We start from the raw sequence: 21,990 nt of genomic DNA on the forward strand, positions 1-21,990 counted from the left end.
GTGAGAGGGCGGGGAAAGAGGGGCCCGCCGTGAGGGGCGCCTCGTCCGGACGGTGCGCCGTGGTCCCGGAACGGGGCGCCCACTCGGGAATCGCTCCGGCGTGGACTGTCAGCCGCCGACGTTGACGTCGATGCAGGCGTAGAACGCGTTGTCGGTGTCGGCCACGTTCCAGACGGCGAGAACCTTCTGCTGTCCGGTGAGACCGCCGAAGTCGACCTGGTGGTTCACCACCTCGCCCGGCTGGGCCCCGCCGTCGTCGAACAGCGCGATCCGCTGCCCGCCGGCGTAGTACTCCCAGGTGGTGGTCGAGTGCCGTGCGGTGAGCTTCCACGAGAAGGTGGTGCTCTTCGAGACCGGTGTGACGGCCCAGCCCTTGCTGTCGTCGTCCAGTTCGGCGAAGCGGCTGTTGCCGCCGCTGCAACTGGTCAGTCCCTTGGGCCCTTCGACACTCTGCGGTTCGTAGGCGATGTCCCCGCAGGAGACCGTGCCCGCGGCGCACTGGGCCTGGCGGCTGGGCGGATCGGAGATGTACCCGTGTGCGCTCGCCGAGGAGGCGGGGAGGCAGACGGCGACGACAGGGGCGAGAGCCGCGCCGATCAGCGCGGCCTTCTTCTTGTTGGTACGCATGAGGAACTCCTTCACATCGGATCGTCCACGGGGCGCGTGTGGTCATCAGTGGGGGGACCGCACGCGGCAGGACGACCGCTCGTGGGTGGGGCCAAGAGGCGCGAAGGTGGCGCGCGTACTCACCGTCCCCGCGGGGAAGTGGTCGGGGCCCGCGAAGGATCAACTCCCGAAGTGGAGCGGCGAGTTCTGTTGGACTAGACCATACAAGCGGTGAGCGTGACCCTGTCAAGGGTGTGGTGCGTTGGCCCGCCCGCCGCCGTCCGGCGGCTCGACGAGCCCGCCAACCCGCCCGCCGGGCGGCCCGCGAGGCCGGCCTCAGAGCTCGGCGGCGACGTCGACCTCGATGCCGTACTTCTCGATGAGTACCTCGGCCTCTTCCCTGCGGACCCGGCTCAGGATCCGGGGCGCCGACTCGGGGATCCCGCCGCGCAGCGCCACGCAGACGACCGCGGTGACCGCGCTGCTCGCGAGTGACCGGCGCCGGCCTCCGTCGACGTCGGCGAAGAGCGTGCCGACGACCGTGGCGAAGGCGTAGCCGAGGTACCAGCTGATCTCCGGACCGGCGGGTACCAGCTGATCTCCGGACCGGCGAGGAGCTGTCCGCGGCCGTGGCGGGGCGCGTACTCCCACAGCAGTGGGGCGCCGATCGCGTACTCACCACCGATGGCCACGCCCATCAGCAGGCGGATGAGGAAGAGTTGGAGGCCGTCGGCGACGAAGAACCGGCTTCGAACGGACCGGCCGCGCCCTGCGCCCGGCACCCCCGGCCGACGGCGACTGGGAACGCGCGACGCTCGCGGCCGTACGCGAGACCTCCGCTTCCCGGGACATCACACAGCCGGGGCGGACCTTGGCGCCCGCCCCGACATGCTGCGGTCCATCGAGCGAGGAGCGCTCAACGCCGCGGTCACCCGCAACGCGCCTCGGCAGCCGGCCGAAGAGGAGATCCCCACCATCCTCGAAGCGACCTTCCGATTCCCCGCCGACTCGCCCTGCGGTGGTGAAACCGGATCCGGCACACAACGGTTCCCGGCGGCCGTGGCGGATCGCCGAGAAGCCGGCGACAACTCTAGGCCGCCGCCCGGCCGTCGACCGGGACGCCCAGCCGGCCGGCCACGGCGGTGAGGGCTGCTCCCAGGGGGAGCGCGACCCGGGCGAGGGCGTGCCGGTCGCCCCGCGTCGCGTCCCGGTTGACGATCAGCACCGGCTTCCCGGCCTGGGCCGCCTGCCGTACGAACCGCAGCCCGGACATCACCGTCAGTGAGGAGCCCAGGACCAGCAGCGAGGCCGCCTCACGGACCAGCTCGCGGCAGTGCTCGACCCGCTGTGGTGGAACGGTTTCGCCGAAGAACACCACGTCCGGCTTGAGGATGCCGCCGCAGACCGTGCAGGACACCACGCGGAAGTCCCCGACCTGTTCGTCGGTGAGGTCGGCGTCACCGTCCGGGTTGATCCCCGCGGCCACCGGCTCGAAACCCGCGTTGGCCTCCTCCAGCCGTCGGGCGAGTTCGCGGCGCGGGCTGAAGGTGCCGCAGGAAAGGCAGACGACCCGGTCCAGGCTTCCATGGAGCTCCACGACGCCCTCGCTGCCCGCGGCCTGGTGCAGGCCGTCCACGTTCTGTGTGATGACACCCGACAGCAGACCGTGCCGCCCGAACGCGGCCACGGCCCGGTGCCCGGCGTTGGGCAGGGCGCGGCCGAAGGTGCGCCAGCCGAGGTGGCTGCGCGCCCAGTACCGGCGCCGGGCCTGGGCGCCGCCGGTGAAGTCCTGGTACGTCATCGGGGTGTGCCGGCTCAGGCTCCCGCCCTCGCCCCGGTAGTCGGGGATGCCCGACTCCGTGGAGATGCCCGCCCCGCTGAGCACCAGCACACCGCCGGTGCTCAGGGCATCGGCGACCGGGGCCAGGTCCGTGGTGCCCGGCGGCAGGTCCTCGGTGGGTGTCCAGCTCAGAGTGGGGCGCATGCGCATGCCGCAAGGGTACGCAAGAGGGGGAGCGGCGCGCCGTGGTCCATGGCGCTCTCGGCGAAGGCAGGCGCCGAGGCGGGTTCGGGTGTCCGGACCGATGCCGTAGCGCTCCCGGCCGCCTTCGGCGAAGGCGGCCAGGCGGCGGAACGCCGGCGGTCGTGTGTGGCCGGGACGTGCTGTTGCCGGCCCTGAAGGAGGCCGACGTCCCGTCCCCGGCCCCGTGCCGGCCGTGATCGACGGAGCGCCAACTTCTACTGTTCGGGGGTGCGCGCGGTGAGGTCTTCGTCGGTGATGGTGCGGACGACTCGGCAAGGAGTTCCGAATGCGACGGTCATCGGGGGGATGCTGCGGCTGACGACGCTGCCGGCGCCGATGACGGACCCGTATCCGATGCGGACGCCGGGCAGGACGACTGCGTTGCTGCCGATCCACACGTTGTCCTCGATCACGATGGGCTCGGAGAATCGCCCGAAGTCAGTGCGTCGTGAAGGATGTACCGGGTGCCCGGTCGTGGTCAGTGTCACGCTCGGGGCGATCATGACACCGTCACCTATGCGGATGTCGACGTCGTCGACGAAGGTGAGGTTCACGTTCCCGAAGAAGTCGTCGCCGATGTGGACGTTGCTGCCGAACCCGGCGTGGAACGGCGGCAGGAGTACGGTGCGTTCGCCGACGGACCCGAAGATCGCGGCGAGCAGTGAGCGACGCTTCTCCGTTTCGTTCGGCGGTGTGTGGTTGTACTCGAAGATCTGCTGGGTGCGGCGACGAGGGGCCTGGAAGGCTGCTTCCGACTCGGTGTAGATGAGGCCCTTGGCGATCCGGGCCAGGACGTCGTCTTCATGAGAGTGCGTCACAGCGGAGCGCTCCGTTCGTTCGACCTTCGGGCACGCACCCGACGCACCCTCGGCGGCGCGCACCGAGAGCCTATGTGTACCGCGAAGCCTCATGAGTGATGTCCGTCGCGGTGGCCGGGGCCGACGCCGAGCAGTGGCGCCGGCGGATCCACGGTCACCTGTACCTGCGCGACCGGCGCGACCACAAGCCGTTCGACGACGAGGCCGTGCCGGTGCGGCGGGCGTCGCCATGGGCGACGCCCGCCTGTTCGGGCAGACGCGCGGGCGCCGAGTACGTCCCACGGCTGCCGCCGCCCGCACCGACCGACATCGAGCGCTCCTCGGCGGCCGCGGTCTGCCGGCCCGCCACCGCCCCCCGGCCACCACCTGGGCGGCGACTGGTACGACACCCTGCCGCGCCCGGACGGCAGCTTGCGCAGCCGTCATCGCGGCCGTCGAGGGCGCCACAGCGGCCATGGTGCGACGGGGTTCGGGGCCCGTCAGCCGCGCGCGAGCCGGGGATGGAGTGCCTCGACGCCGGCGGACAGGCCGGCCTGCACGTTCTTGCTGACGTCGTCGGCGACTACTTCCAGCAGGCCCTTCTCCAGGCCTTCGAGGGCGATCCGGGCGATCTCGGCAGGGTCGGCCTTCGGCACGTCGAGTGAGGCGATCATGTCGGTGTCCATGTAGCCGACGTGCAGTGCGGTCACGTGCGTGCCCTGATCCGCCAGCTGCACGCGCAGCGAGTTGGTGATCGACCATTCGGCGGCCTTGGCCGCGCAGTACGCGGCCGACTGCGGCAAGGACAGCCAGGACAGGACGGACAGCACGTTGAGGACGGCTCCACCGCCGTTGCGGGCGAGGACGGGAGCGAAGGAGCGGGTGACGTCGAGTGTGCCCAGGACGTGGGTGTCGTACTCGAGCCGGAAGGCGGCGAAGTCGCCGTCGAGGATTCCGGCGCCGGTGGACGATCCGGCGTTGTTGATCAGCAGGGTGACGTCCTGTGCCTGTTCGGCGGCGGCGAGCACGGAGGCGTGATCGGTGAGGTCCAGGGCGATCGGCACCACACCTTCGGCGGTGATGGTTCGAGGGTCCCGGGCTGCTGCGTAGACCTTGCTCGCGCCGGCTTCGAGCAGGGCTTGGACGAACTTGTCGCCGAGGCCGCGGTTGCCGCCGGTGACGAGGGCGACGGAGCCGTTGAGGGTCATGAAAGGGACCTTCCTCCCGGGATGTGACCGTGATCCGGTCGCAGCCGCACGACAGAACAGGAAACCGATCGGTTTCCTGGATGTGGGTCCGACTGTAAACCGATCGGTTTCCCGTGTCGAGTCGGCGAGGTAGCCTCACGGGTATGACCACGAAGAAGGCCGCAGCCGGAACGCCCGGCAAGGCGACGCCGCGTGACCGGCTGCTCGACGCCGCGGGCGAGCTGTTCTACCGCGAGGGTGTCGGCATCCCCACCGACGCGCTCTGCAAGGCCGCAGGTGTCTCGAAGCGCTCGATGTACCAGCTCTTCGACAGCAAGGACGCCGTGTTCGCGGCCGCCTTGGAGCGCGGCGCTCCCGCCCTCGTCGCCTGGCTGCTGCCTCCGCCGGAAGGTGAGCTCGGCCCTCGCGAGCGCCTGCTGTATGTCTTCGAGCGGCTCGAGCAGGCTGCCCGGTCGCCGAACTACCTCGGCTGCCCCTACGCGGCCGCGCAGGTCGAACTCAAGGACCCTTCACACGCGGCGAGCGTTGTGGCTGCCCGGGCCAAGCGGCAGCTGGTGGACTTCTTCCGCGCTGAGGCCCAGCGGGCGGGAGTCGCCGAGCCCGACCTGCTCGCTCGGCAGCTGGCCGTGGTCTACGACGGTGCCAGCACTCGTGCCGGTATCGGCGCGGACGACTTGCGAGGACTGGCAGTCGCCACGGCTGCCACACTCATCGATGCCGCCCGCCTCGCCGAGTGACCCGCACGAGCCGCCTGACGTGCGGTGGGCGACGAAGGCGAGCGGACTGAGGCGGTGCTGCGCACGGGAGTCTGAAGGCGATGTCGCGCCCCGCGACGTCTCTGGCGGCTGTGTCCCACCCAGCCGCGGATCACCCAGGTCGGGGCCGACCGCGGCTACGCCGGAACGTCCGTGGCGTGTTCTCGGTGCGCTCCCAGCCCTCGTCGATGAGGTCGTTGGCCACCTTCGTGATGTCCACGGCGGTATGAAAAAGGTGAAGTCGAAGGGTGTGTATACCGAGGTGGACCAGCCCTTGGCCGCCGAACGACGCGCTGGAGGGGCACAGGTGGGTGTTCGCGCACAAGCCCCGGCAATGACGTCCGCAACGCTCACGGCGACGTCCGCACAGGGCCCGGCATCCAGCACTCCGCCCGGACCACGGCGCCTCCAGCCAGGAAAGCGCCGAAGTGCTGTCCGCGCTCGACCTCTGGGGGAGCGAGCGGCACCCTGACCACGACTCCAATTCTCATACCGGTATAACATTAACGGTATAGTTATTGGTCGCGTGAGAAAGGCGCCACATGATCGAGATCCTGAACCCCACCCTGCTGGCCCGAGCAAGAGGCACAGGCGCACTGGTCGCCGACATCCTGCAGACGCTGAAGAGTCGCAGCACCATCGGCACGAACCTTCTGGACATCGACCGGTGGGCCAAGGCCATGATCGTCGAGGCGGGAGCCACGTCCTGTTACGTCGACTACGAACCGTCCTTCGGACGCGGCCCGTTCGGCCACTACATCTGCACGGCCGTCAACGACGCGGTCCTCCACGGGCGACCGTACGACTACACGCTTGCCGACGGCGATCTGCTGACACTCGACCTCGCCGTCTCCCAAGGCGGAGTCGCCGCAGACGCCGCCATCAGCTTCCTCGTGGGCGACGCGAAGCCCCCGGAGAGCGTCGCCATGATCAGTGCAACCGAACGCGCGCTGGCCGCCGGCATCGCCGCCGCGAGGCCCGGGGCCCGCATCGGCGACATCTCCCATGCCATCGGCACGGTCCTCAGCGAGGCGGGGTACCCGATCAACACCGAGTTCGGAGGTCACGGCATCGGATCGACGATGCACCAGGACCCGCACATCTCGAACACCGGACGGCCCGGCCGTGGATACAAACTGCGCCCTGGACTGCTGCTGGCACTGGAGCCGTGGGTCATGGCGGACACCGCTCAACTCGTCACCGATGCCGACGGGTGGACGCTCCGAAGCGCGACAGGCTGCCGGACGGCACACAGCGAGCACACGATCGCCATCACCCACGACGGAGCCGAAATCCTTACCCTGCCGAAGCAGGCGCAGCCGTGAGGTCATAGCCCCGCATTCCGCTGCCCTGACTCCCCGAAGCCATCTCGGCGTCGCTCGTCAAGGGGCTGTCCGGGCGGTCATGTGACTGCCCCGTGCCTGGATCGTTGTCGTGGCCATGGGGCGGGGCGATCTGGCAGATCAGAACACCGGGGCGAAACACCGTGGCAAAGCCTGCTCGCCCGGCTGGTGGAGGTGGTGCGGGAGGTGAGGATGTGGGGCCGCACGCGGGGCGGGTTCACCAGCCAGCTCCACCTGAGCGCGGACGGCCGTTGCCGCCCGCCGTCCCTGGTCGTCACCGGCGGACAGCGGGCGGACTGCACCCAGTTCCAAATGGTGCCGGCGAAGTTCCGCGTTCCGCGAATCGGTCCGGGCCGTGCCCGCACGCGACCCGGCAGCCTCGCGGCCGACAAGCGGTACAGCAACGGCCCGTGCCGCGCGTACCTCCGGTGCCGGGGCGTCCGGCACACGATTCCGGAGAAGTCGGAGTTGAGTCCCGACCTCACGGAGCGATCGTTCGATACGCCAAGGCCTGATCGACTACCTCATCAGCCGAAAGCTCCCGCTCCGGCGGCCAGAAGACCAAGTCGCCGACATGACCGGACGGGCATGCCAGGACCTTGTCGAGCGTGTCCAGCCAGCCGTCCACCGCGTCGTCTGAGGTGTAGTCCGCGTCCATGATCCGCTGCACGAGCGCGACGGCATCCGCGCGACTCATCTCCACAGCACTCATCAAATCCCTCCGCCGAGTCACCCTAGTCCAGGGTGTAGGCAGCTCGGCCCGGTCCCCGCAAGTGAACTGGCGGGCGGATTGCGGGGGACAGCGGAACGACTGCGACCCTCACGGTCCCTTGAGAACCAGTGAACGGAAACACAATCGAGTAGGCGTGAGGCATGACCTGTTCCTTCCCTGACGGGCAAACAGTTTCCGGCTCTGCCTGCTGGAGGCGTTGCACCTCATCGTTCTCGGCGTCAACCGCGTGCCGGCGCTGAGGAAGTGGTGCTCGGCCGGAAGTCAGCTGACGGAAGGTGCGCCGTACAGCTGTGCGGGGTCGGCGGAGAGGGCCGCCTTCACGAAGCGGCTGGGGTCGTCGACCAGTACCTCGATGGCTTCCGCCTGTACGCCGTCGAGGGCGGCGCGTGCGACGTCCGTCGGGTCGACCTTGAGCGTGTCGCGTCCCGCCATCATGTCGGTGTCTGCGGCTCCCAGATGTACGCCTTGGACGAGGGTCTTCTGGCCGGCGAGCTCGACGCGTACACCGTTGGTCATGTTCCACTCCGCGGCCTTGGCCACTGAGTACGACCCCGATCCTTCGGCGGTGGCCACCCACGACAGCACGGAGAGGATGTTGACGATCGCGCCGCCGCCGTTGGAGGCCAGGGCCGGGGCGAAGGCGCGGATGACCCTCAGGGTGCCGAAGAGGTGCGTCTCCAGGTCCTGCCGGATCAGGTCCAGGCCGCTGGTCAGGAGGTCGGCGCCGGTGGTGATGCCGGCGTTGTTCACCAGCAGCGTGACGTCCGGCGCCGCTGCGGCCGCCTGTGAGATCGATTCCTCGTCCAGCAGGTCCAGATACAGCGGCACGACCCGAGAGTCCGAAAAGCTGATCGACTCCGGGTGGCGAGCGGATGCGTAGACCCTCACGGCTCCGCGCTCCAGCAACTGCTCGACGAAGCGTCGGCCGATCCCGCGATTGGCCCCGGTCACGAGTGCGGTGGAACCGGCAATGTCCATGGTCGTTCCCTCTCCCGGGCGGGCATACGGTTCGTTCCCGCTCCGTGTCGCCTACGCTAGAACTTGACGTCGGCGTGAAGTGCAAGTCGGCGGGCGGCGACAGCACGAGCAGAAGGAGTCCCGTTGCGTATTGGTGAGCTGGCCGAGCAGGCCGGAGTCAGCACGCGGGCTCTGCGCTACTACGAGGAGCAGCTACTGCTCAGTCCGCAACGCACGTCCGGCGGCCAGCGCGTCTACCCCGAGACGGCTGTCGGCCGAGTGAAGATCATCCGGCAGCTCTACGCCGCAGGCCTCAGCAGCCGCCTGATCGCCGAGCTCCTGCCCGCCATCGATGCCCGCTCGATGGAGCCCGAGCTGTTGGACCGGTTGTCCGCCGAGCGTGCCCGCATCGAAGCGAAGGCCGCCGAGCTCCAGGCCGCGAGCCGTAGGCTGGAGGTGCTGATCGGCCTCGCCACGCATCCCGACACGGAATCCTGCCCGGCTTCACTCGACCCGGGCCCGAGCGGTGCGAGGCGGGACAACTCCCCTACCAGCGGTGTCGGCACTGACGCGGAACTGCCCTCTCTTCGCCGTGTCCCGGCATACAGCACGTGAACTGCGCGTGCCCCGGGAGTGGACCGCGAGGGCCACTACCTGCCGGAGCACGCTAGCGGCACGCGAACTGGTCAAGCGACAGGTACTCGAAGAACCACCGCAGCGTGCGGTCGGCACCGCTCAATACATCGCTCGAAGGGCCACTGAGGCGGGGACGGATGCAGCTGCTTTCCTCCGCCGCGCCGGCGAGTCGCGTGCCGCCACCGAGCTCGCGGAGGGGGTGCGTCAAGGCGTCCATCCTGATGACGTCGCACTCTGTCTTGACCTCGACCGGTTCCCCTTTGCCATGGTGGCGACCTCGGAAGACTCGCTCATGGTCCTCCGTCCGTGCGCCGTACCTTCGCTGACCGACGAGGCTTCGATCTGACCGCTGGTGAGGCTCGCCGTACGAGAGCCCGCATCCGGTCGGGAACGCGGCATCACCGAACTCGTCACGTGGTCCGCGACGGCTGTCGACCGCCCGGGTTGTCGATACGTTGGTCGAGGCGCGGGAAGCCGCAGCAGCGCCAAGGAGCTCGACGTCAACCGCTCGCAGACGTTCAGTCTCTTCACTGCACCGGCGTAGGTGCTTGACGCTGCACTGCCTCTTCTCCGTTCAAGGCACCGGCAGGCAGGCAGGGGCGGTGTGGGCCCTGCCTGCGCGCCTCGGTGATGCAGTCGTCCAGCCGGTTGCGCGCGTCCCGCAGGTCCGTCATCTGCCGGTCGAGGCGGTCGCGTTCGGCCGCGAGCAACTCCAGCAGTTCCGGCGACGCCTCACCGGAGTCGGCGAAAGGCAGTATCTCGCGGATGGTTCTGCTGGGCAGGCCCGCGGAGTAGAGCCGTTGGATTGTCCTGACCCGTTCGACGGCACCGGCCGGGTACTGGCGCTGGCCACCCGGATTCCGGGTGGAGTGCAGCAGGCCCTGCTGCTCGTAGTAGCGCAGCGCCCTGACGCTGACTCCCGCCTTCGCGGCGACCTCACCGATCCGCAACCCCGGCCTCCCGACTCGATGTCCGCGTCCGGCTTGCACCTGACGTCGGCGTCAGGTTTTAGCGTAGCGAACACCGGCGCGAGCCATCCCTTCCGAACTCTGGAGCCTGCCTATGACCAGCGCGTTCTCCGTAGCGGACCGCAATCGGGAGATCGTCCGCACGGTGTGCGAAGTCGCCGACAGCGCTGCGCTCGACGAACCGGGCGCATACCTGACCGACGGCTGCACCCTCACCCGGGCGGCGGCGGCCCTGCGCCCGGTCAGTGGGCCGGAGCCGGCGCCGACAACCACCCTGAGCCGGCTGTTCCCGATGGCCGGAACCCGCTGCGTGACCGTCCGCCAACTCGTCGCCGATCGCCCGAACCGTGTCCTCGGCCTGGTCGACACACCCATCGCGTGAGCCCGGCCGGCGACTCCTGGACCATGCCCGTCGCCAGGCTCTTCCGGAGCGAGGACGGGAAGGCCACCGACATCCGCCCCCCCCCACCGCTGGGACCCGTCGAGTTCCGCCGCATCGCCGGCATGGACTGAACGACGGCCACCTCCAGCTCACTTCTCAGTCACACCCCCAGGAAGGATCAGCAATGCTCATCAGGAACACGGCCGCGATCGTCGAGAGGGCAGCGTGGTCGGCATGACCGACATGGACAAAGTCGTCGTCGTCCTGGGCGCCACGGGACAGCAGGGAGGATCGGTCGCCGCGGCACTGCGGGCCGACGGCTGGGCGGTGCGCGCGGTCGTGCGCGATCCGTCCGGCCACCGGGCCCGGTCCCTCTCCGCCGCCGGCGTCGAAACCGTTCGCGGTGACCTCGGCGATCCTGAGTCTCTCCGCGCGGCCTTCTCCGAGGCCCATGGTGTCTTCAGTGTCCAGCCGAGTGCAGGCCAGGCCGGCGCCGACGTGACCAACGAGGAAGAGGTCCGCTTCGGCACGACGGTGGCCGACGTCGCCGAGCGCTGCGGCGTCGCCCACCTCGTCTACAGCTCGACGGTCGCTGCGGGGCCGACACCGACGGGCGTCGCCCATCTCGATACCAAGAGCCGTGTCGAGGCCCATGTCCGCAGTCTCGGCATCGCGACCACCATCATTCGGCCGGCCACGTTCATGGAGCTCCTGATGCTCCCCGGAATGGGCCTCGCCCGGGGACACCTGTCCTTCCTGATGAGCCCCGACCGGGTCCACCAGTTGATCGCGGTACGCGATATCGGCCGGATCGTCGCCACGGTCTTCGGCTCACCCGACCGGTACGCCGGCCGCACCATGGAGATCGCCGGTGACGCTCTCACCGGCAAGGCCCTGGCCGAGCATCTGACCCAGGCCGCTGGCCGGCCGATCAGCTACAGCCGTCTGCCGGCGACGCTGCTGGCGCAGGATGAGGTCCTCGGCAAGTTGGCAGCACTCGCCGACGACGGCAGGCTGGCGGGAAACGCGAACCTCGACGCATTGCGCGCGGAGTTCCCCTTCCTGCTGCGCTTCGACCGCTGGCTGGCGGGCCCCGGTGCGGGCCTCCTCGAGGAGGCGCTCCGTTCCGTGGACACGGGCACCGCTCTGCGCTGAACGAGGCCCTGTGTCCGATCCGGTCAGACCCTGCCGGCGCACCGGTTCGCGAAGCGGCCGATCCGCGGTAGGTAGTTCCGCTCCGTGAGGGGCGAGTGGCTCTGTAAGTGTGTTCTGCGACTGCAGCGCCACTGCACTCCGGTGCGATCTGCGTACAAGATCGCGCGCAGCTCTCGGGCGGCTGCCCGAAGGCCGGGCCCGGCTGTGGCGCTCGGCCCGCCGGGACCGGCTTCACCAACTCTCAGCGGACATTGGACACAGCGCTCGGATACGCACGCCGGTTGTCCGACCGGTCCGGCCGGGCCGCTCAGTTGGCGGAACCGGTTCCGGCACCGCCTGGCCGGGGCACTCGTCCGAGTGCGGTGACCACGAGGGCGCCCAGGGCGAGCGCGCCGCCCAGCCACAGCACGGGCCGGGTGCCGAAGGCGTCCACCACTCGGCCGCCCGCGAAGGCGCCCAGGGCGATGGCCCCGTTGAACACGGCCACGAACAGCGAGGTGACGCCCTCCCGGGCTCTCGGGGCGGCCAAGGCCAGCCAGGTCTGGGTGCTCACCGACACACCGCCGTAGGCCAGGCCCCACACCGCCAGCAGGATGGCCGCACCCGCCGTGGACAGCCCGAGCAACGGCACCAGCAGCACGGAGGCGGCCAGCGCGACGCCGACCACCAAAAGGGTGCCGCGCACCGACCGGCCCACCCGGGCGCCGGCCGCGAAGTTGCCCGTGATGCCGCCGATCCCATAGACCAGCAGCAAGGTACCTACCGTCGACGCCTCGACACCCGAGACGTTCTCCAGGATCGGCCGCACGTAGGTGTACGCGGCGAAATGGCCGGTCACCAGGAGGGCCACCACCGCGAGCCCGGTGGCCACCTGAAGCTTGCCGAACAGTCGCATCACACCGCCCAGTGCGACCGCCTCCTCGGCGGGCAGCGGCGGCAGCAGCACGGCCATGGCCACGGTCACGAGCAGCGCCAGTCCGCCGACCGCGTAAAACGCCGCGCGCCAGCCGACCAACTCACCGATGTACGCACCGGCCGGCACGCCCACCACTGAGGCGATGGCGATTCCGCTGAAAATCATGGAGGTCGCGGGCCCGATGGACTCGGATGCGACCAGCCGCACCGCCAGACCGCCGGCGAGCGCCCAGACGCCGCCCATTCCGATGCCGACCAGCACCCGGGCCAGCATCATGACCGCGAAGTTCGGTGACCACGCGGCCAGCACGTTGGCCGCCGCCACGAGGACCATGAGGGAACAGAGGATCGCACGCCGGTCGATCCGGCCCACCGCCGCGGTGACCAGCGGCGCGGAGAAGGCACCGACCAGACCGGTGTCGGTGAGCGTCAGTCCGGCCGTGCCCTCGCTCACCTCCAACGAACCGCTGATGGGTGTGAGCAGGCCCACCGGCAGCATTTCGGACGTGACCACGGTGAAGGTACCGGCCGCCACCGCTACCACCGCGGGCCATCCGCCCCTCGGGGATCTCCCCGGCGCGGGCGCGTCCACAGACAGGTCATCAACTTTCGCCATGGCCCCAGCCAACTTTCCCGCGAGGCCCGGAACAAGCGCGAAGTTCTCATGCTTCCATGAGGTGAGCTAATCGAACTACGGTGTGGACGAAGAGCGGACCGCACCGGGGCGGGGGCGACACCGTGACAGTCAACGGACCGGGGAGTGCCGGTGGGCAGTGGGCACCAGCGAGCACGGTCGAGATCCGCGAGCTGGAGTGCTTCCTCGTCCTCGCGGACGAACTGCACTTCGGACGGACCGGGGAACGGCTGTACGTGTCCCAGAGCCGGGTCAGCCAGCTGATCCGCTCCCTGGAGCAGCGCATCGGCGCCCGTCTGGTGGACCGCACCAGCCGCCGGGTGCGGCTCACCCGACTCGGCGAGGACTTCCTCCAGGCCCTCCGCCCCGCCTACGCCGCACTGCGCGACACCGTCGACAACGCCCGCGCCGCAGCTTCGGGGCTCAACGGGCCGCTGCGCATCGGGTTCCAGGGCATCGTCGGATACGCATTCATGGACGTCATCGGCGAGTTCGAGGACCGGTACCCCGAATGCGCCGTCCGGCTCACCGAACTGCCGCTGTCCGACCCTTTCGGACCCCTGTACCGCGGTGAGGTGGACACCGCGGTGGTGCTGCTGCCGGTCACGGAGCCGACGCTCGTACTCGGGCCGGTATTCTCCCGCCAGCCGCAGTACCTGGCGGTCTCCCGCAGGCATGCCTTCGCCACCCGGACCACCCTGGACGCCGAGGACCTGGCAACGACACCACTCCTCGGCGTCGCCGCCCCCGCACCGGACTACTGGCGCGAGGCGCAGGCACCCACCCGTACCCCGTCCGGCACCCCGGTGCCGCAGGGACCGACGATCGGCACTCTCCAGGAGGGTCTGTCGCTGGTGGCCGCCAACCGGGGCGTCATGCTGCTGTGCCACCCCACCACCGAACACCACCACCGCCGTGACGTGGCATACGTCCCGGTGACCGGCCTACCCGACTCCGCACTCGGTCTCATCTGGCGCCGCGACCTCCACAACGCCCGGGTGCGCGCCTTCGCCGAGGCGGTGGCCAACGCCTCGGTCCACCAGCAGGACTCGACAGAACCGATCCAGCAGCAGGCATCATCTGTTCACTGACGCCGCCGCAGCCCGCCCGCTGCCACCTTGGTCGTGCCAGGCGGGGTTGGCCCGCTCCTTGCCGTTGCCGATGCCGGTGTCCACCAGGATGCGCAGCCCGCCGACGGTGAACGCGAAGCTGTGGCCGTCGATGTGCAGAACGTCCTCGTCATCGGCGAAGTGGGGGCGCAGCCAGTCCTGTTGGTTGACGACGTCCGGGGTGGCGCCGGGCAGCAGCCACGGTCCGGTGACGGGCGGCAGGAGGACCTCGTCGATGCGGTGGACGGTGACGTCGCCCACGGCCCAGGAGGGGATGGCGGTCGGGCAGGCGGCCGGGGGAGTGCTCATGATCGGTCGTTTCCTCATGTCTCGTCACGGAAGGTCGTTGAGTGCGCTGTGGGGGCTGCCGCGTCGCGACATGGCGAGTGCTGCCAGGGCCACGACGGCGAGCAGGGCGGCGGTGATGGCGCAGGCGTGGGCGGTGGTACGCAGCCCGTAGTGCTGGGTGGCGACTTCAGCGGCAAGCCGTGCAGGAACACGGTCGCAAGGCGCGAGCCGCAGGCAGTGGCGTTGAGAGGGCGCCGTCGCTGACCTCGATGGCGCTGGTAGCCGAAGCCCGGGGATGCCCGGTGCCACTGTGCTGCTTTTGCACAGGGTTTCTGACGGCAGTGTCAGAGGTGCCGCCTAGATTTCGCTCATGCCCGGACCCTTGAGTGAAGATCTCAGACAGTTGTTGAACGACTTGCCGCCGGGTCGGCTGGTGGGGCGGTGTCTTGCTCCGCATCCGATGGTGTGGATGAGCGACGGACCGGTCCTGGACGCGGCCGACTGGTGGAAGCGTCTGTACGCGCGCCGGTATGAGACCGGCCTGTACCCGCTGCTGCTGGAGTACCCCGATGACTCATTCGATCCGGTGGGTGGTGACTACGGGGCCGACATCGATGCCGCCTCGTACTTCCGGAGCCAGTGGACGGACGATGCCTGGCCGCCTTTTCGTAAGTGGCCCGGTCTCGCGAGGCCGGCGGCGGCGTCCACTGACGTTGACGTCTGCGCGGGTGAAGTGGCGTCCGCTGTCGTCCACGACGGCCGCGCCCGGTGCCTCGCACTCGTCCAGGTCACGCGAGGTGCTGACGCGCCCGCCGCCCTGAACTGGCTCGGGATGACGAATCACATGACCGCGCAGGAACTGTCGGCAGTGCTGCGATCCTGGGAGGACCGGTTCGGTCTTCGTGTCATTGGCTTCGGACACGGGAGTCTGTATGTCTCTGTTGCCGCCCGGCCGACGGATGTCCACCAGGCCCACGTCCTCACAGCGGAGCACTACCTTGCCTGCCCGGATGTGTTTCATGTGGACCCCGGTCTGGACTGGTCCACGTACCACGAGGACCTCATGAAGCGTCGCGCATGGTGGTTCTGGTGGGACTGAGAAGCCAGTGGACCGCGCCGTAGGAGCGGAGCTTGTCGGTGACGATCAACCGCCGCACCGTGCGGATCATCTTCATCAGCCTGCGGAAGAAACGCCTGGCCGCAGCCTTGTCCCGGCGGTCCTGCACCAGGACGCCCAGCACGTTGCCGTCGTGGTCGACGGCACGTCACAGGTGCTTCCGTTCCCCCATGGATGCCGATGGAGACCTCGTCCAGGTGCCGTGTGTCACCAGGCCGAGGCTGCCGACGGCGCAGCGCGCTCGCGTACCGCTGTCCGAACCCGGCGCACCAGAGGCGCACCGTCTCGTGGGAGACGACGATCCCGCGCTCGAGCATGAGCTCCTCCAACGTGACCGTGCCCCTGGCGGAGTTCTCGGCGAACGTGAACAAGCACACGCGCCGCCTGAGAGGCAGCGGAGCCCAGAAGGGCCGTTCGGGTGCATCGCGCCCGAACCGGTGGGAACATGGAGGTGACTCGGTGGTTCGGCAACCCACCGCCCCGAGGGGAGGAGCGTCTGACCTTCCCAGCGGGGCCCATGTGCCCGCCACCCCAGCAGTAACCGAACACGTCCCCACAGCGCTCACCCGGCCCCGCCCCTCACCGAGCCCCCGTCGATCCCGATCCGCCGCGTCGCGGCGCCCCTGCCCACCGCAGCCCGGCTCCTCCAGCTACAGAGTCTGAGGTGCCTGGCGATCTTCGGAACAGGTTCGGACGAGCCGTTCCTGCTTTCGGAACGGTGAGCGGACCTGGTCGGGGACGATGAGGGACGGTGACACCCGGGACGTCATCGTCCGACTGATCCCAATCCGACGGCCTCGTCCAACCTTCGACGAGCATCCCGACAGCGAGGACGCCCCCTGAGCAGCGGCACGATCAGGTCGTCCGAGGAGGCCGGCCAGGTGGAGTTGCACGGGGAAGGCGACTACCTGCTCACCCACAGGCTCGCGCCGGTGGCGATCCCGTGACCGGCGGCAGGACAGAAACGAGGTGGTCACCGTGGTGACGGTGACGACACCGGTGGCCGCGACGGTCACCGGCATCAGCGAGGCGAACGGGCTGAACAACTCGGGAGCCGTCGTCGGCCAGGAGGACACCGTCTTCCCCTTCGTCTGGAACCCGCAGCAGCCGAACGGCACGACCGGCACCGCAACCCAGCTTCCGCTGCTCTTCACCGGCGGCGCCCCGGGAACCGGGCGGGCGGTGTCCATCAACAGCGCCGGCGACATCTGCGGCTCGTCGGAAGGGCTCGACGCGAACGGGAACGCTGTCACTCGGGCCGTCCGGTGGATCGGAGGCGCCGTGCAGGACCTGGGAACCCTCATCCCCGACCCTTTCAACCCCGGCTTTTTCCTCGGCGACAGCCGCGCCATCGACATCAACGACGCCGGCCAGATCGTCGGAGCCTCCGACACGGTGGTCGGCTCCGAGCACGCCTTCCTGTTCGACCCGGCCCTGCAGGTCATGCGTGATCTCGGCTCGCTGGCACTCGTCCCTCCCAACCCCGGCCGGGCCACCAGCATCAACGGTGCCGGTGATGTCGTCGGGGTCTCCGCCGCGCTCGACGCCGCCGGGAACAGCGTCGAGCGGGCGTTCGTCCTCGCGGCCGGCGCCCTGTTCCCGAGCGATCTCGGAACGCTGATCCCGGACCAGGCCAACCCGGGGAACTTCCTCGGCAACAGCGCAGCCTTCGGCATCAACGACAACGGCCGGATCATCGGAACCTCGGATGACGGAGTGTCCTCCGCCGGCACCCAACTGACCGGGGCTGTCAGGTTCTTCACGGCGGGGGCACCGGTCCCCCTGCTCCCCGTCCACAGTGACGGATTCGACGTCGGGCCGGCCAACGACGTGGTGGGCAGCTTCAACCAGCCTGCTCAGGGATTCTCCTTCAACACGGCCACCGGAATGGTCGATCTCACCGCCCTGGTGGCGACCACCGGCACCGACGTGGTGATGGGGACCGGCGTCAACGCCTCCGGGCAGATCACCGCCCAGGCGGAGATCGGAGGCTCGAGTGTGGGCATCCTCATCACTGTGTGAGCAGTCATCAGGCCTTGAACCGTGCCCTATGTGGTGAGGCGGATGGGTCTCTCGCAGCAGCGCAGGGCGGCGAGGCGGAGAAAGGCCAGGTAGTTCCGTCTGTCTCAAACCCCGCCAGTCATCACCGTCTCGGGCCTCACGGTTGGCGCCTACCTCGCCTTCGCCGCCTGAGGCAGGACGGCACATCTTCTGAACCTGGTGGCACGCACAGAGTACGGGCCACTCATTCGGAAACGATCAGTAAGTACTGCGGGGGTGTTGCGCCGGGATACACGTCAAGCGCGTGCTCCGGCCGGCGGGCCTGTTGCGTGTCAGCTGTCGCAGCCGGTGCCGTCGCCGTCACGGTCCAGGTGGGAGCCGTACCCGGGTTCGCCCCGGCGGACGGGTGCGGCACCGGCGGCGCGGGCGGCGTCGCAGTTCTGGTAGTAGACGCTGCCGCCGCCGCTGCTGTCATCGCCGCTGCTGTACCCGCCGCCGGATCCGCCGGCGGGTTCTTCGGTGACGGTCTCCGTCACCTCCACCTCCACCTCCACCTCGACGGTCTTGGTAACCGTAGGGGCGGGCTTCGGCTTGGCGGTGGGGCTCGCCGTGACGGTTTCGGTGACCGTCGCGGACGGGACCGCCTTGGCCGCGACAGGCTTTGCATCGTTCTGCGGCTGGGGGTCGCTGGCGCCGGCTCCGATACCGATGAAGAACGCGAAGCCGAGCGCAGGCAACACGTACCGCTTACGCGCCCACTTGGGGGCGGGGCGGCCAGTGGCGGGAGGTACGGGCGTGTATGGGCTGGTCATTGATTTCCCGTCAGGTGGGTGTGGACGGGTTGACGGTAGCGTTCGAGTGAAGGGAATGTGAAACCGTGACATCGGGTTCGATCATGGGATGGTCATGGTGATTCCGCCCCTCGGGTGACATGCCTGCAGTTCAGGCCGATGCAGAGGGCGAGGACCGGTGCCGCCGGGACATGCCAAAAATCTTGCTGCGCGGTTCGCTCGCCGCCGCCTTCCTAGGGCCTGTCTGACAATTTCCGCCTGCCTCGCGACGCCATGCACGCACTCCCGCCGCACCGGGCGCAGAGCCGAGTACATCCCGTACGAGGCTCTACGCCCGGCACGCCGAGAGCACGCACCTGACGCCGCGAGGCCGCCCTGCGGGCGACGACGCGAATGGTCAGACAGGCAGGCGACCACAGAACCACTCGAAGAGTCACGAACCGTCCTCTGAAACCCGGCCTACCCCGGTCCGCCGGGCTCGGACCTGTGGGTTGGCCCCGAGGAGCTGGTCGCTCGCCCTCGGCCAGAAGGCGGCGGCCGGTTTCGCTTGGGTGTGTCTCGGTCGGATAAGCGGGGCGGTCGGGGGTAGAACGGCTTCAGGCTCCTGCAGTGGCAGGAGCTGGAGCATGCCCGGTTCGAAGGGCTGTTCCCAGGCATGAACGAAGGATCGACGGTATGGCCAGCGGCACCGTGAAATGGTTCAACTCCGAGAAGGGCTTCGGTTTCATTGAGCAGGACGGCGGGGGTCCGGATGTCTTCGCGCACTATTCCGAGATCCAGGGCAGCGGGTACCGCGAGCTGACCGAGGGCGAGCATGTGACCTTCGACATTGGCCAGGGGCAGAAGGGGCCGCAGGCACAGAACATCGTCCGGGGCTGAGCGGGCGGGGGAAGCGTGGAGTGAGGCGGCTGTCCGGTCCGGCAGCCGCCTCAATTCATGCAGCGGCGCAATTCCCGCCCGACCTCCAAGGGTCCGGGTCCACGCGGTGCGCCGCTCGGACCGCCTGGGCTCGCGCTCCCGGCGGCACACCGTTCGCCGTGCCCGCTGCCCCGAGATCCCGCCTGCGGCCGTCCCGCACGGACCAAAAGGCCCGCTACGTCCTGGAGCAGCGAACGACGTCGCCACGGTGGAGCAGACCTGCCGGACGTTCGAGGCCGCCGCCAACATGGCCGCCAAGCTCCAGGACGGCATCCGGGACCGCGCCTTCGCTTACGGCCCCGACACGGCCGCAAGTGGAACGCGCAGGTCAGATCGCGGCCAGGTGGGTGGCGAAGCAGGCGGTGAGTTTGGCGATGGCCGGAGTGACGTGCTCGTCCTTGTCGTAGAGGGAGATGTGGGTGGCCCCGTCGATGACGAAGAGTTCTTTGGGCTCGGCTGCCTTCTCGACGGATTCACGGCTGATGTATGCCGTGTTCGCGTCGGATCCGATGATCATCAAGAGAGGGCGGGGTGAGATGAGGCGGATCAGGGCGTAGGAGTCGTACTGGATGATCTGGTCGAGGGTGCGGACGGGCCAGGGCTGGACCGCGCGGGGGTGGTGACCGCGTGGGGTGCGGTAGTACTCGTAGGTCTCGGCGTCCACGGCCTCGGTGATCCACTCCTGCCGGGGGACGCCCTCGCCGCGGGCCTCCGCGGTGCGTGCGGCATTCGCGAGCTGGAGCATCGAGCGCAGGGTCTGCGGGTCCTGGGTGCGGCCGAGGCCCTCACGCATCACCGATCCCAGGTCTCCCGCGCTGATGGTGGCGACGGCCTTGATGCGCAGGTCGGTCTGGGCGGCGTAGGGGACGTAGCCACCGGAGGCATAGATGCCCAGAGCGCCGATCCGGTCCGGATCGATCTCGTCGCGGGTGGCCAGGAAGCTCACGGCGGACTTGATGTCCTCGGCGCGCTGGAAGGGGTCCTCAAGACCGCGAGGCTCGCCCTCGCTCTCGCCCTGGTAGGCGGCGTCGAACACCAGCGCGGCGAAGCCCCCGCGGGCCAGGCGCTCGGCGTAAATGCTCGCGGTCTGCTCCTTCACGCCGCCGCTCGGATGGCCGACGACGACGGCAGGGAGCCGATCGGCGGTGGGCGTGTCGGGCAGGAAGAGGATGCCGGCGAGCGTGAGATTGCCGCTGAGGAAGGTGACGTCTGTCTTCATGCCCTCGACCCTGGCAGGCGTCACACACTGGGATAAGGGGACAGAACCGGCCCCCCCAACGGCCGGTCCTCGGTGCGAGACTTGATCGCATGAGCAGCGAACTGGGGGACTTCCTCAAGGCCCGACGCAAGGAGCTGAGCCCCGCCACGGCCGGCCTGCCCGACGACGGGCGGCGGCGGGTTCCGGGCCTGCGCCGGGAGGAAGTCGCCTTGCTGGCGTCGATCAGCCCCGATTACTACACCCGCCTGGAACAGGGGCGTCGCCGGGCCTCCGAGCCGGTACTGGACGCCCTGGCACGCGCGCTGCGGCTCAGCAAGGACGAACGTGCCTACCTCTTCGAGCTCTCCGGCAAGGATGCCGGCCGACCGCCCCGGCGGCCCGCGCAACGCGTCCAGCCGCAGCTGCAGCGCCTGCTCGACGATCTCACCAACACCCCGGCCCTCGTCCTTGGCCGGTGCACCGACATCCTGGCGTGGAACCCGCTGGCCGCCGCGCTGTTCACCGACTTCGCACTCCTCCCGGAGCACAGACGCAATTTCGTACGGTTGGTGTTCTGCGACCCGACCGTACGGGCCCTGTATACCGACTGGGACTACATGGCGCGGGCCTGCGTGGCGCAGCTGCGGATGGAGGCAGCCCGGGACCCGGAGAATCCGCGCCTGACGATGCTGGTGGGGGAGTTGTCGGTGCGGGACCCGGACTTTCGGACCTGGTGGGGCGACCACCGCGTGGCCGTGCGCACCGCGGGCACCAAGGCCCTGCGCCACCCGTTGGTCGGCGCACTCGCCCTCGACTGGTCCACACTGACGGACACGGCCGACCCGGACCAGCAGCTCATCGCCCTGACCGCCGCGCCCGGCACTGCCTCCCACGACGGCCTGCGCCTCCTGGGCGCCGTCACCGCAAAACCATCCGCACCGCTACGACCAGCGCGTGGCTCCGCTGACCGCCCCGACAGTTGCTGAAGGCGTGGAGGATGCGGTCATGGTGCTGACCGAGGGCCGTCGACGGGCGTGACGGCTGCGCGTTTGCTGCTGGCCGTCAAACGGAGGCTGCAGCACCGCGGCCGGCCGAACCGCTCGGCGGGGACGTGGTCGGGTCGTTGTCGAACCTGGCATGGCAGGTCAGGTGAAGAGGGCACGCGATGCCGCTTCGCACAACGGGGTGGATGTCTCCATACTCGTCTGCCTGGCGGTCCTCGACCCGATGGTCGTAGTGCTGGTGGGACTCGTTCGCCCGCGGGTGTCCGGCTGGTACTCCAGCGGTATTTCGTGGCTTGAGCTGGGGAACGTGGAGCGGTGGGAGTGCAGCGGGCGGGTTGCTGTCACGGCCGGCTTCTGCTCGCACGGCCCGCGAAGGAGTGACCACGACGGCAAGGCCGACCCGGGGCCCAGGGAAGCCTCGGGTCGTGATCACCGAACAGGCAGCCGAGACG

At 69.4% G+C, this 21,990-nt stretch carries 22 protein-coding genes and 3 pseudogenes; 12 read left to right on the forward strand and 13 right to left on the reverse strand.

From position 1 onward, the window contains the following. Positions 1 to 108: 108 nt before the first annotated feature. The 5 genes from IE178_RS28715 to IE178_RS28735 all read right to left on the reverse strand — a co-directional run bounded on the left by IE178_RS28715 (position 109) and on the right by IE178_RS28735 (position 4,634). A complete protein-coding gene (locus tag IE178_RS28715; RefSeq protein WP_184764819.1) occupies positions 109 to 627 on the reverse strand; it encodes a lytic polysaccharide monooxygenase auxiliary activity family 9 protein in 519 nt (172 codons plus the stop codon). Between the two features lie 315 nt (positions 628 to 942). After that, entirely contained in the window at positions 943 to 1,257 is a 315-nt protein-coding gene (locus IE178_RS28720) for a hypothetical protein (RefSeq protein WP_318280294.1), read from the reverse strand. Positions 1,258 to 1,696: 439 nt separating this feature from the next. Then, entirely contained in the window at positions 1,697 to 2,596 is a 900-nt protein-coding gene (locus IE178_RS28725; protein WP_184764818.1) for an NAD-dependent protein deacetylase, read from the reverse strand. A gap of 248 nt (positions 2,597 to 2,844) precedes the next feature. Then, positions 2,845 to 3,447, reverse strand: a complete 603-nt coding sequence (locus IE178_RS28730; protein WP_318280295.1) for a sugar O-acetyltransferase — start codon at positions 3,445 to 3,447, stop codon at positions 2,845 to 2,847. Positions 3,448 to 3,926: 479 nt separating this feature from the next. Continuing rightward, positions 3,927 to 4,634, reverse strand: coding sequence for an SDR family oxidoreductase (locus IE178_RS28735; protein WP_184764816.1), 708 nt, complete (start codon positions 4,632 to 4,634; stop codon positions 3,927 to 3,929). 143 nt (positions 4,635 to 4,777) lie between these two features. Here IE178_RS28735 and IE178_RS28740 point away from each other — a divergent pair, with 143 nt between their 5' ends. Further along, positions 4,778 to 5,371 carry a TetR/AcrR family transcriptional regulator gene (locus tag IE178_RS28740; protein WP_193514323.1) on the forward strand — a complete coding sequence of 198 codons (594 nt, stop codon included), beginning with the start codon at positions 4,778 to 4,780 and terminating at the stop codon, positions 5,369 to 5,371. 560 nt (positions 5,372 to 5,931) lie between these two features. Continuing rightward, positions 5,932 to 6,714: a type I methionyl aminopeptidase gene (gene map, locus IE178_RS28745; protein WP_193514324.1), complete on the forward strand. Its 783-nt coding sequence runs from the start codon at positions 5,932 to 5,934 to the stop codon at positions 6,712 to 6,714. Positions 6,715 to 7,213: 499 nt separating this feature from the next. Here map and IE178_RS28750 read toward each other — a convergent pair whose 3' ends face one another. Both IE178_RS28750 and IE178_RS28755 read right to left on the reverse strand, forming a co-directional pair. Then, complete coding sequence (locus IE178_RS28750) at positions 7,214 to 7,444, reverse strand: bacteriocin immunity protein (protein WP_193514325.1); 231 nt, start codon at positions 7,442 to 7,444, stop codon at positions 7,214 to 7,216. A 282-nt stretch (positions 7,445 to 7,726) separates the two neighbouring features. Next, a complete protein-coding gene (locus IE178_RS28755; RefSeq protein ID WP_184764812.1) occupies positions 7,727 to 8,443 on the reverse strand; it encodes an SDR family oxidoreductase in 717 nt (238 codons plus the stop codon). A 123-nt stretch (positions 8,444 to 8,566) separates the two neighbouring features. On the opposite strand from IE178_RS28755, the gene IE178_RS28760 reads away from it, so the two are divergent. Beyond that, entirely contained in the window at positions 8,567 to 9,037 is a 471-nt protein-coding gene (locus tag IE178_RS28760; RefSeq protein ID WP_184764811.1) for a MerR family transcriptional regulator, read from the forward strand. 118 nt (positions 9,038 to 9,155) lie between these two features. Continuing rightward, positions 9,156 to 9,404: pseudogene (locus IE178_RS28765) on the forward strand (2-phosphosulfolactate phosphatase); the annotation flags it as partial. A 181-nt stretch (positions 9,405 to 9,585) separates the two neighbouring features. Here the strand turns inward: IE178_RS28765 and IE178_RS28770 are convergent. Further along, positions 9,586 to 10,008 (reverse strand): MerR family transcriptional regulator, encoded by a 423-nt coding sequence (locus IE178_RS28770; protein WP_193514326.1) that lies wholly within the window; start codon positions 10,006 to 10,008, stop codon positions 9,586 to 9,588. Between the two features lie 112 nt (positions 10,009 to 10,120). Here IE178_RS28770 and IE178_RS28775 point away from each other — a divergent pair, with 112 nt between their 5' ends. From IE178_RS28775 to IE178_RS28780, 3 genes are all read left to right on the forward strand, one after another. After that, entirely contained in the window at positions 10,121 to 10,408 is a 288-nt protein-coding gene (locus IE178_RS28775; RefSeq protein ID WP_184764809.1) for a hypothetical protein, read from the forward strand. After that, the gene (locus IE178_RS36315; protein WP_318280296.1) at positions 10,405 to 10,539 is read left to right on the forward strand and encodes a hypothetical protein; all 135 of its coding nucleotides are present in this window, start codon (positions 10,405 to 10,407) and stop codon (positions 10,537 to 10,539) included. Before IE178_RS28775 ends, IE178_RS36315 begins: the two co-directional genes overlap by 4 nt. A 103-nt stretch (positions 10,540 to 10,642) precedes the next feature. Next, entirely contained in the window at positions 10,643 to 11,563 is a 921-nt protein-coding gene (locus IE178_RS28780; RefSeq protein WP_318280297.1) for an NmrA/HSCARG family protein, read from the forward strand. Positions 11,564 to 11,870: 307 nt separating this feature from the next. On the opposite strand, the gene IE178_RS28785 is transcribed toward IE178_RS28780, so the two are convergent. Then, positions 11,871 to 13,022, reverse strand: a complete 1,152-nt coding sequence (locus IE178_RS28785; RefSeq protein ID WP_318280298.1) for an MFS transporter — start codon at positions 13,020 to 13,022, stop codon at positions 11,871 to 11,873. Between the two features lie 194 nt (positions 13,023 to 13,216). On the opposite strand from IE178_RS28785, the gene IE178_RS28790 reads away from it, so the two are divergent. Further along, entirely contained in the window at positions 13,217 to 14,203 is a 987-nt protein-coding gene (locus tag IE178_RS28790; protein ID WP_193514328.1) for a LysR family transcriptional regulator, read from the forward strand. Positions 14,204 to 14,233: 30 nt separating this feature from the next. On the opposite strand, the pseudogene IE178_RS28795 reads toward IE178_RS28790, so the two are convergent. Beyond that, positions 14,234 to 14,530, reverse strand: a pseudogene (locus tag IE178_RS28795) (MBL fold metallo-hydrolase); the annotation flags it as partial. A gap of 448 nt (positions 14,531 to 14,978) precedes the next feature. Here IE178_RS28795 and IE178_RS28800 point away from each other — a divergent pair. Then, positions 14,979 to 15,608 (forward strand): DUF4253 domain-containing protein, encoded by a 630-nt coding sequence (locus tag IE178_RS28800; RefSeq protein ID WP_318280299.1) that lies wholly within the window; start codon positions 14,979 to 14,981, stop codon positions 15,606 to 15,608. On the opposite strand, the pseudogene IE178_RS28805 reads toward IE178_RS28800, so the two are convergent. Continuing rightward, positions 15,598 to 15,955, reverse strand: a pseudogene (locus IE178_RS28805) (DDE-type integrase/transposase/recombinase); the annotation flags it as partial. The gene IE178_RS28800 and the pseudogene IE178_RS28805 overlap by 11 nt on opposite strands. A 658-nt stretch (positions 15,956 to 16,613) precedes the next feature. Between IE178_RS28805 and IE178_RS28810 the strand changes: the two are divergent. Continuing rightward, positions 16,614 to 17,648, forward strand: a complete 1,035-nt coding sequence (locus IE178_RS28810) for a hypothetical protein (protein ID WP_193514330.1) — start codon at positions 16,614 to 16,616, stop codon at positions 17,646 to 17,648. 311 nt (positions 17,649 to 17,959) lie between these two features. Here the strand turns inward: IE178_RS28810 and IE178_RS28815 are convergent, their stop codons facing one another. Then, positions 17,960 to 18,439: an excalibur calcium-binding domain-containing protein gene (locus IE178_RS28815; RefSeq protein ID WP_193514331.1), complete on the reverse strand. Its 480-nt coding sequence runs from the start codon at positions 18,437 to 18,439 to the stop codon at positions 17,960 to 17,962. A gap of 654 nt (positions 18,440 to 19,093) precedes the next feature. Here IE178_RS28815 and IE178_RS28820 point away from each other — a divergent pair. After that, positions 19,094 to 19,297: a cold-shock protein gene (locus IE178_RS28820; RefSeq protein WP_107465662.1), complete on the forward strand. Its 204-nt coding sequence runs from the start codon at positions 19,094 to 19,096 to the stop codon at positions 19,295 to 19,297. 367 nt (positions 19,298 to 19,664) lie between these two features. Here IE178_RS28820 and IE178_RS28825 read toward each other — a convergent pair whose 3' ends face one another. Continuing rightward, positions 19,665 to 20,555, reverse strand: coding sequence for an alpha/beta hydrolase (locus IE178_RS28825; RefSeq protein WP_193514332.1), 891 nt, complete (start codon positions 20,553 to 20,555; stop codon positions 19,665 to 19,667). 89 nt (positions 20,556 to 20,644) lie between these two features. Between IE178_RS28825 and IE178_RS28830 the strand changes: the two genes are divergently transcribed. Next, positions 20,645 to 21,520, forward strand: a complete 876-nt coding sequence (locus IE178_RS28830) for a helix-turn-helix domain-containing protein (RefSeq protein WP_193514333.1) — start codon at positions 20,645 to 20,647, stop codon at positions 21,518 to 21,520. The last annotated feature ends 470 nt before the right edge of the window (positions 21,521 to 21,990 follow it).

This window comes from Streptomyces griseoloalbus, assembly GCA_014650015.1.
GTDB classification, from domain to species: domain Bacteria; phylum Actinomycetota; class Actinomycetes; order Streptomycetales; family Streptomycetaceae; genus Streptomyces; species Streptomyces griseoloalbus.

Excerpts from the sequence above, each read along its gene's own strand:
- IE178_RS28715 (WP_184764819.1), bottom strand. The coding sequence starts at position 627 with ATGCGTACCAACAAGAAGAAGGCCGCGCTGATCGGCGCGGCTCTCGCC.
- IE178_RS28725 (WP_184764818.1), bottom strand. The coding sequence starts at position 2,596 with ATGCGCATGCGCCCCACTCTGAGCTGGACACCCACCGAGGACCTGCCG.
- IE178_RS28735 (WP_184764816.1), bottom strand. The coding sequence starts at position 4,634 with ATGACCCTCAACGGCTCCGTCGCCCTCGTCACCGGCGGCAACCGCGGC.
- IE178_RS28740 (WP_193514323.1), top strand. The coding sequence starts at position 4,778 with ATGACCACGAAGAAGGCCGCAGCCGGAACGCCCGGCAAGGCGACGCCG.
- map (WP_193514324.1), top strand. The coding sequence starts at position 5,932 with ATGATCGAGATCCTGAACCCCACCCTGCTGGCCCGAGCAAGAGGCACA.
- IE178_RS28750 (WP_193514325.1), bottom strand. The coding sequence starts at position 7,444 with ATGAGTGCTGTGGAGATGAGTCGCGCGGATGCCGTCGCGCTCGTGCAG.
- IE178_RS28755 (WP_184764812.1), bottom strand. The coding sequence starts at position 8,443 with ATGGACATTGCCGGTTCCACCGCACTCGTGACCGGGGCCAATCGCGGG.
- IE178_RS28775 (WP_184764809.1), top strand. The coding sequence starts at position 10,121 with ATGACCAGCGCGTTCTCCGTAGCGGACCGCAATCGGGAGATCGTCCGC.
- IE178_RS28780 (WP_318280297.1), top strand. The coding sequence starts at position 10,643 with ATGACCGACATGGACAAAGTCGTCGTCGTCCTGGGCGCCACGGGACAG.
- IE178_RS28800 (WP_318280299.1), top strand. The coding sequence starts at position 14,979 with ATGAGCGACGGACCGGTCCTGGACGCGGCCGACTGGTGGAAGCGTCTG.
- IE178_RS28815 (WP_193514331.1), bottom strand. The coding sequence starts at position 18,439 with ATGACCAGCCCATACACGCCCGTACCTCCCGCCACTGGCCGCCCCGCC.
- IE178_RS28820 (WP_107465662.1), top strand. The coding sequence starts at position 19,094 with ATGGCCAGCGGCACCGTGAAATGGTTCAACTCCGAGAAGGGCTTCGGT.
- IE178_RS28825 (WP_193514332.1), bottom strand. The coding sequence starts at position 20,555 with ATGAAGACAGACGTCACCTTCCTCAGCGGCAATCTCACGCTCGCCGGC.
- IE178_RS28830 (WP_193514333.1), top strand. The coding sequence starts at position 20,645 with ATGAGCAGCGAACTGGGGGACTTCCTCAAGGCCCGACGCAAGGAGCTG.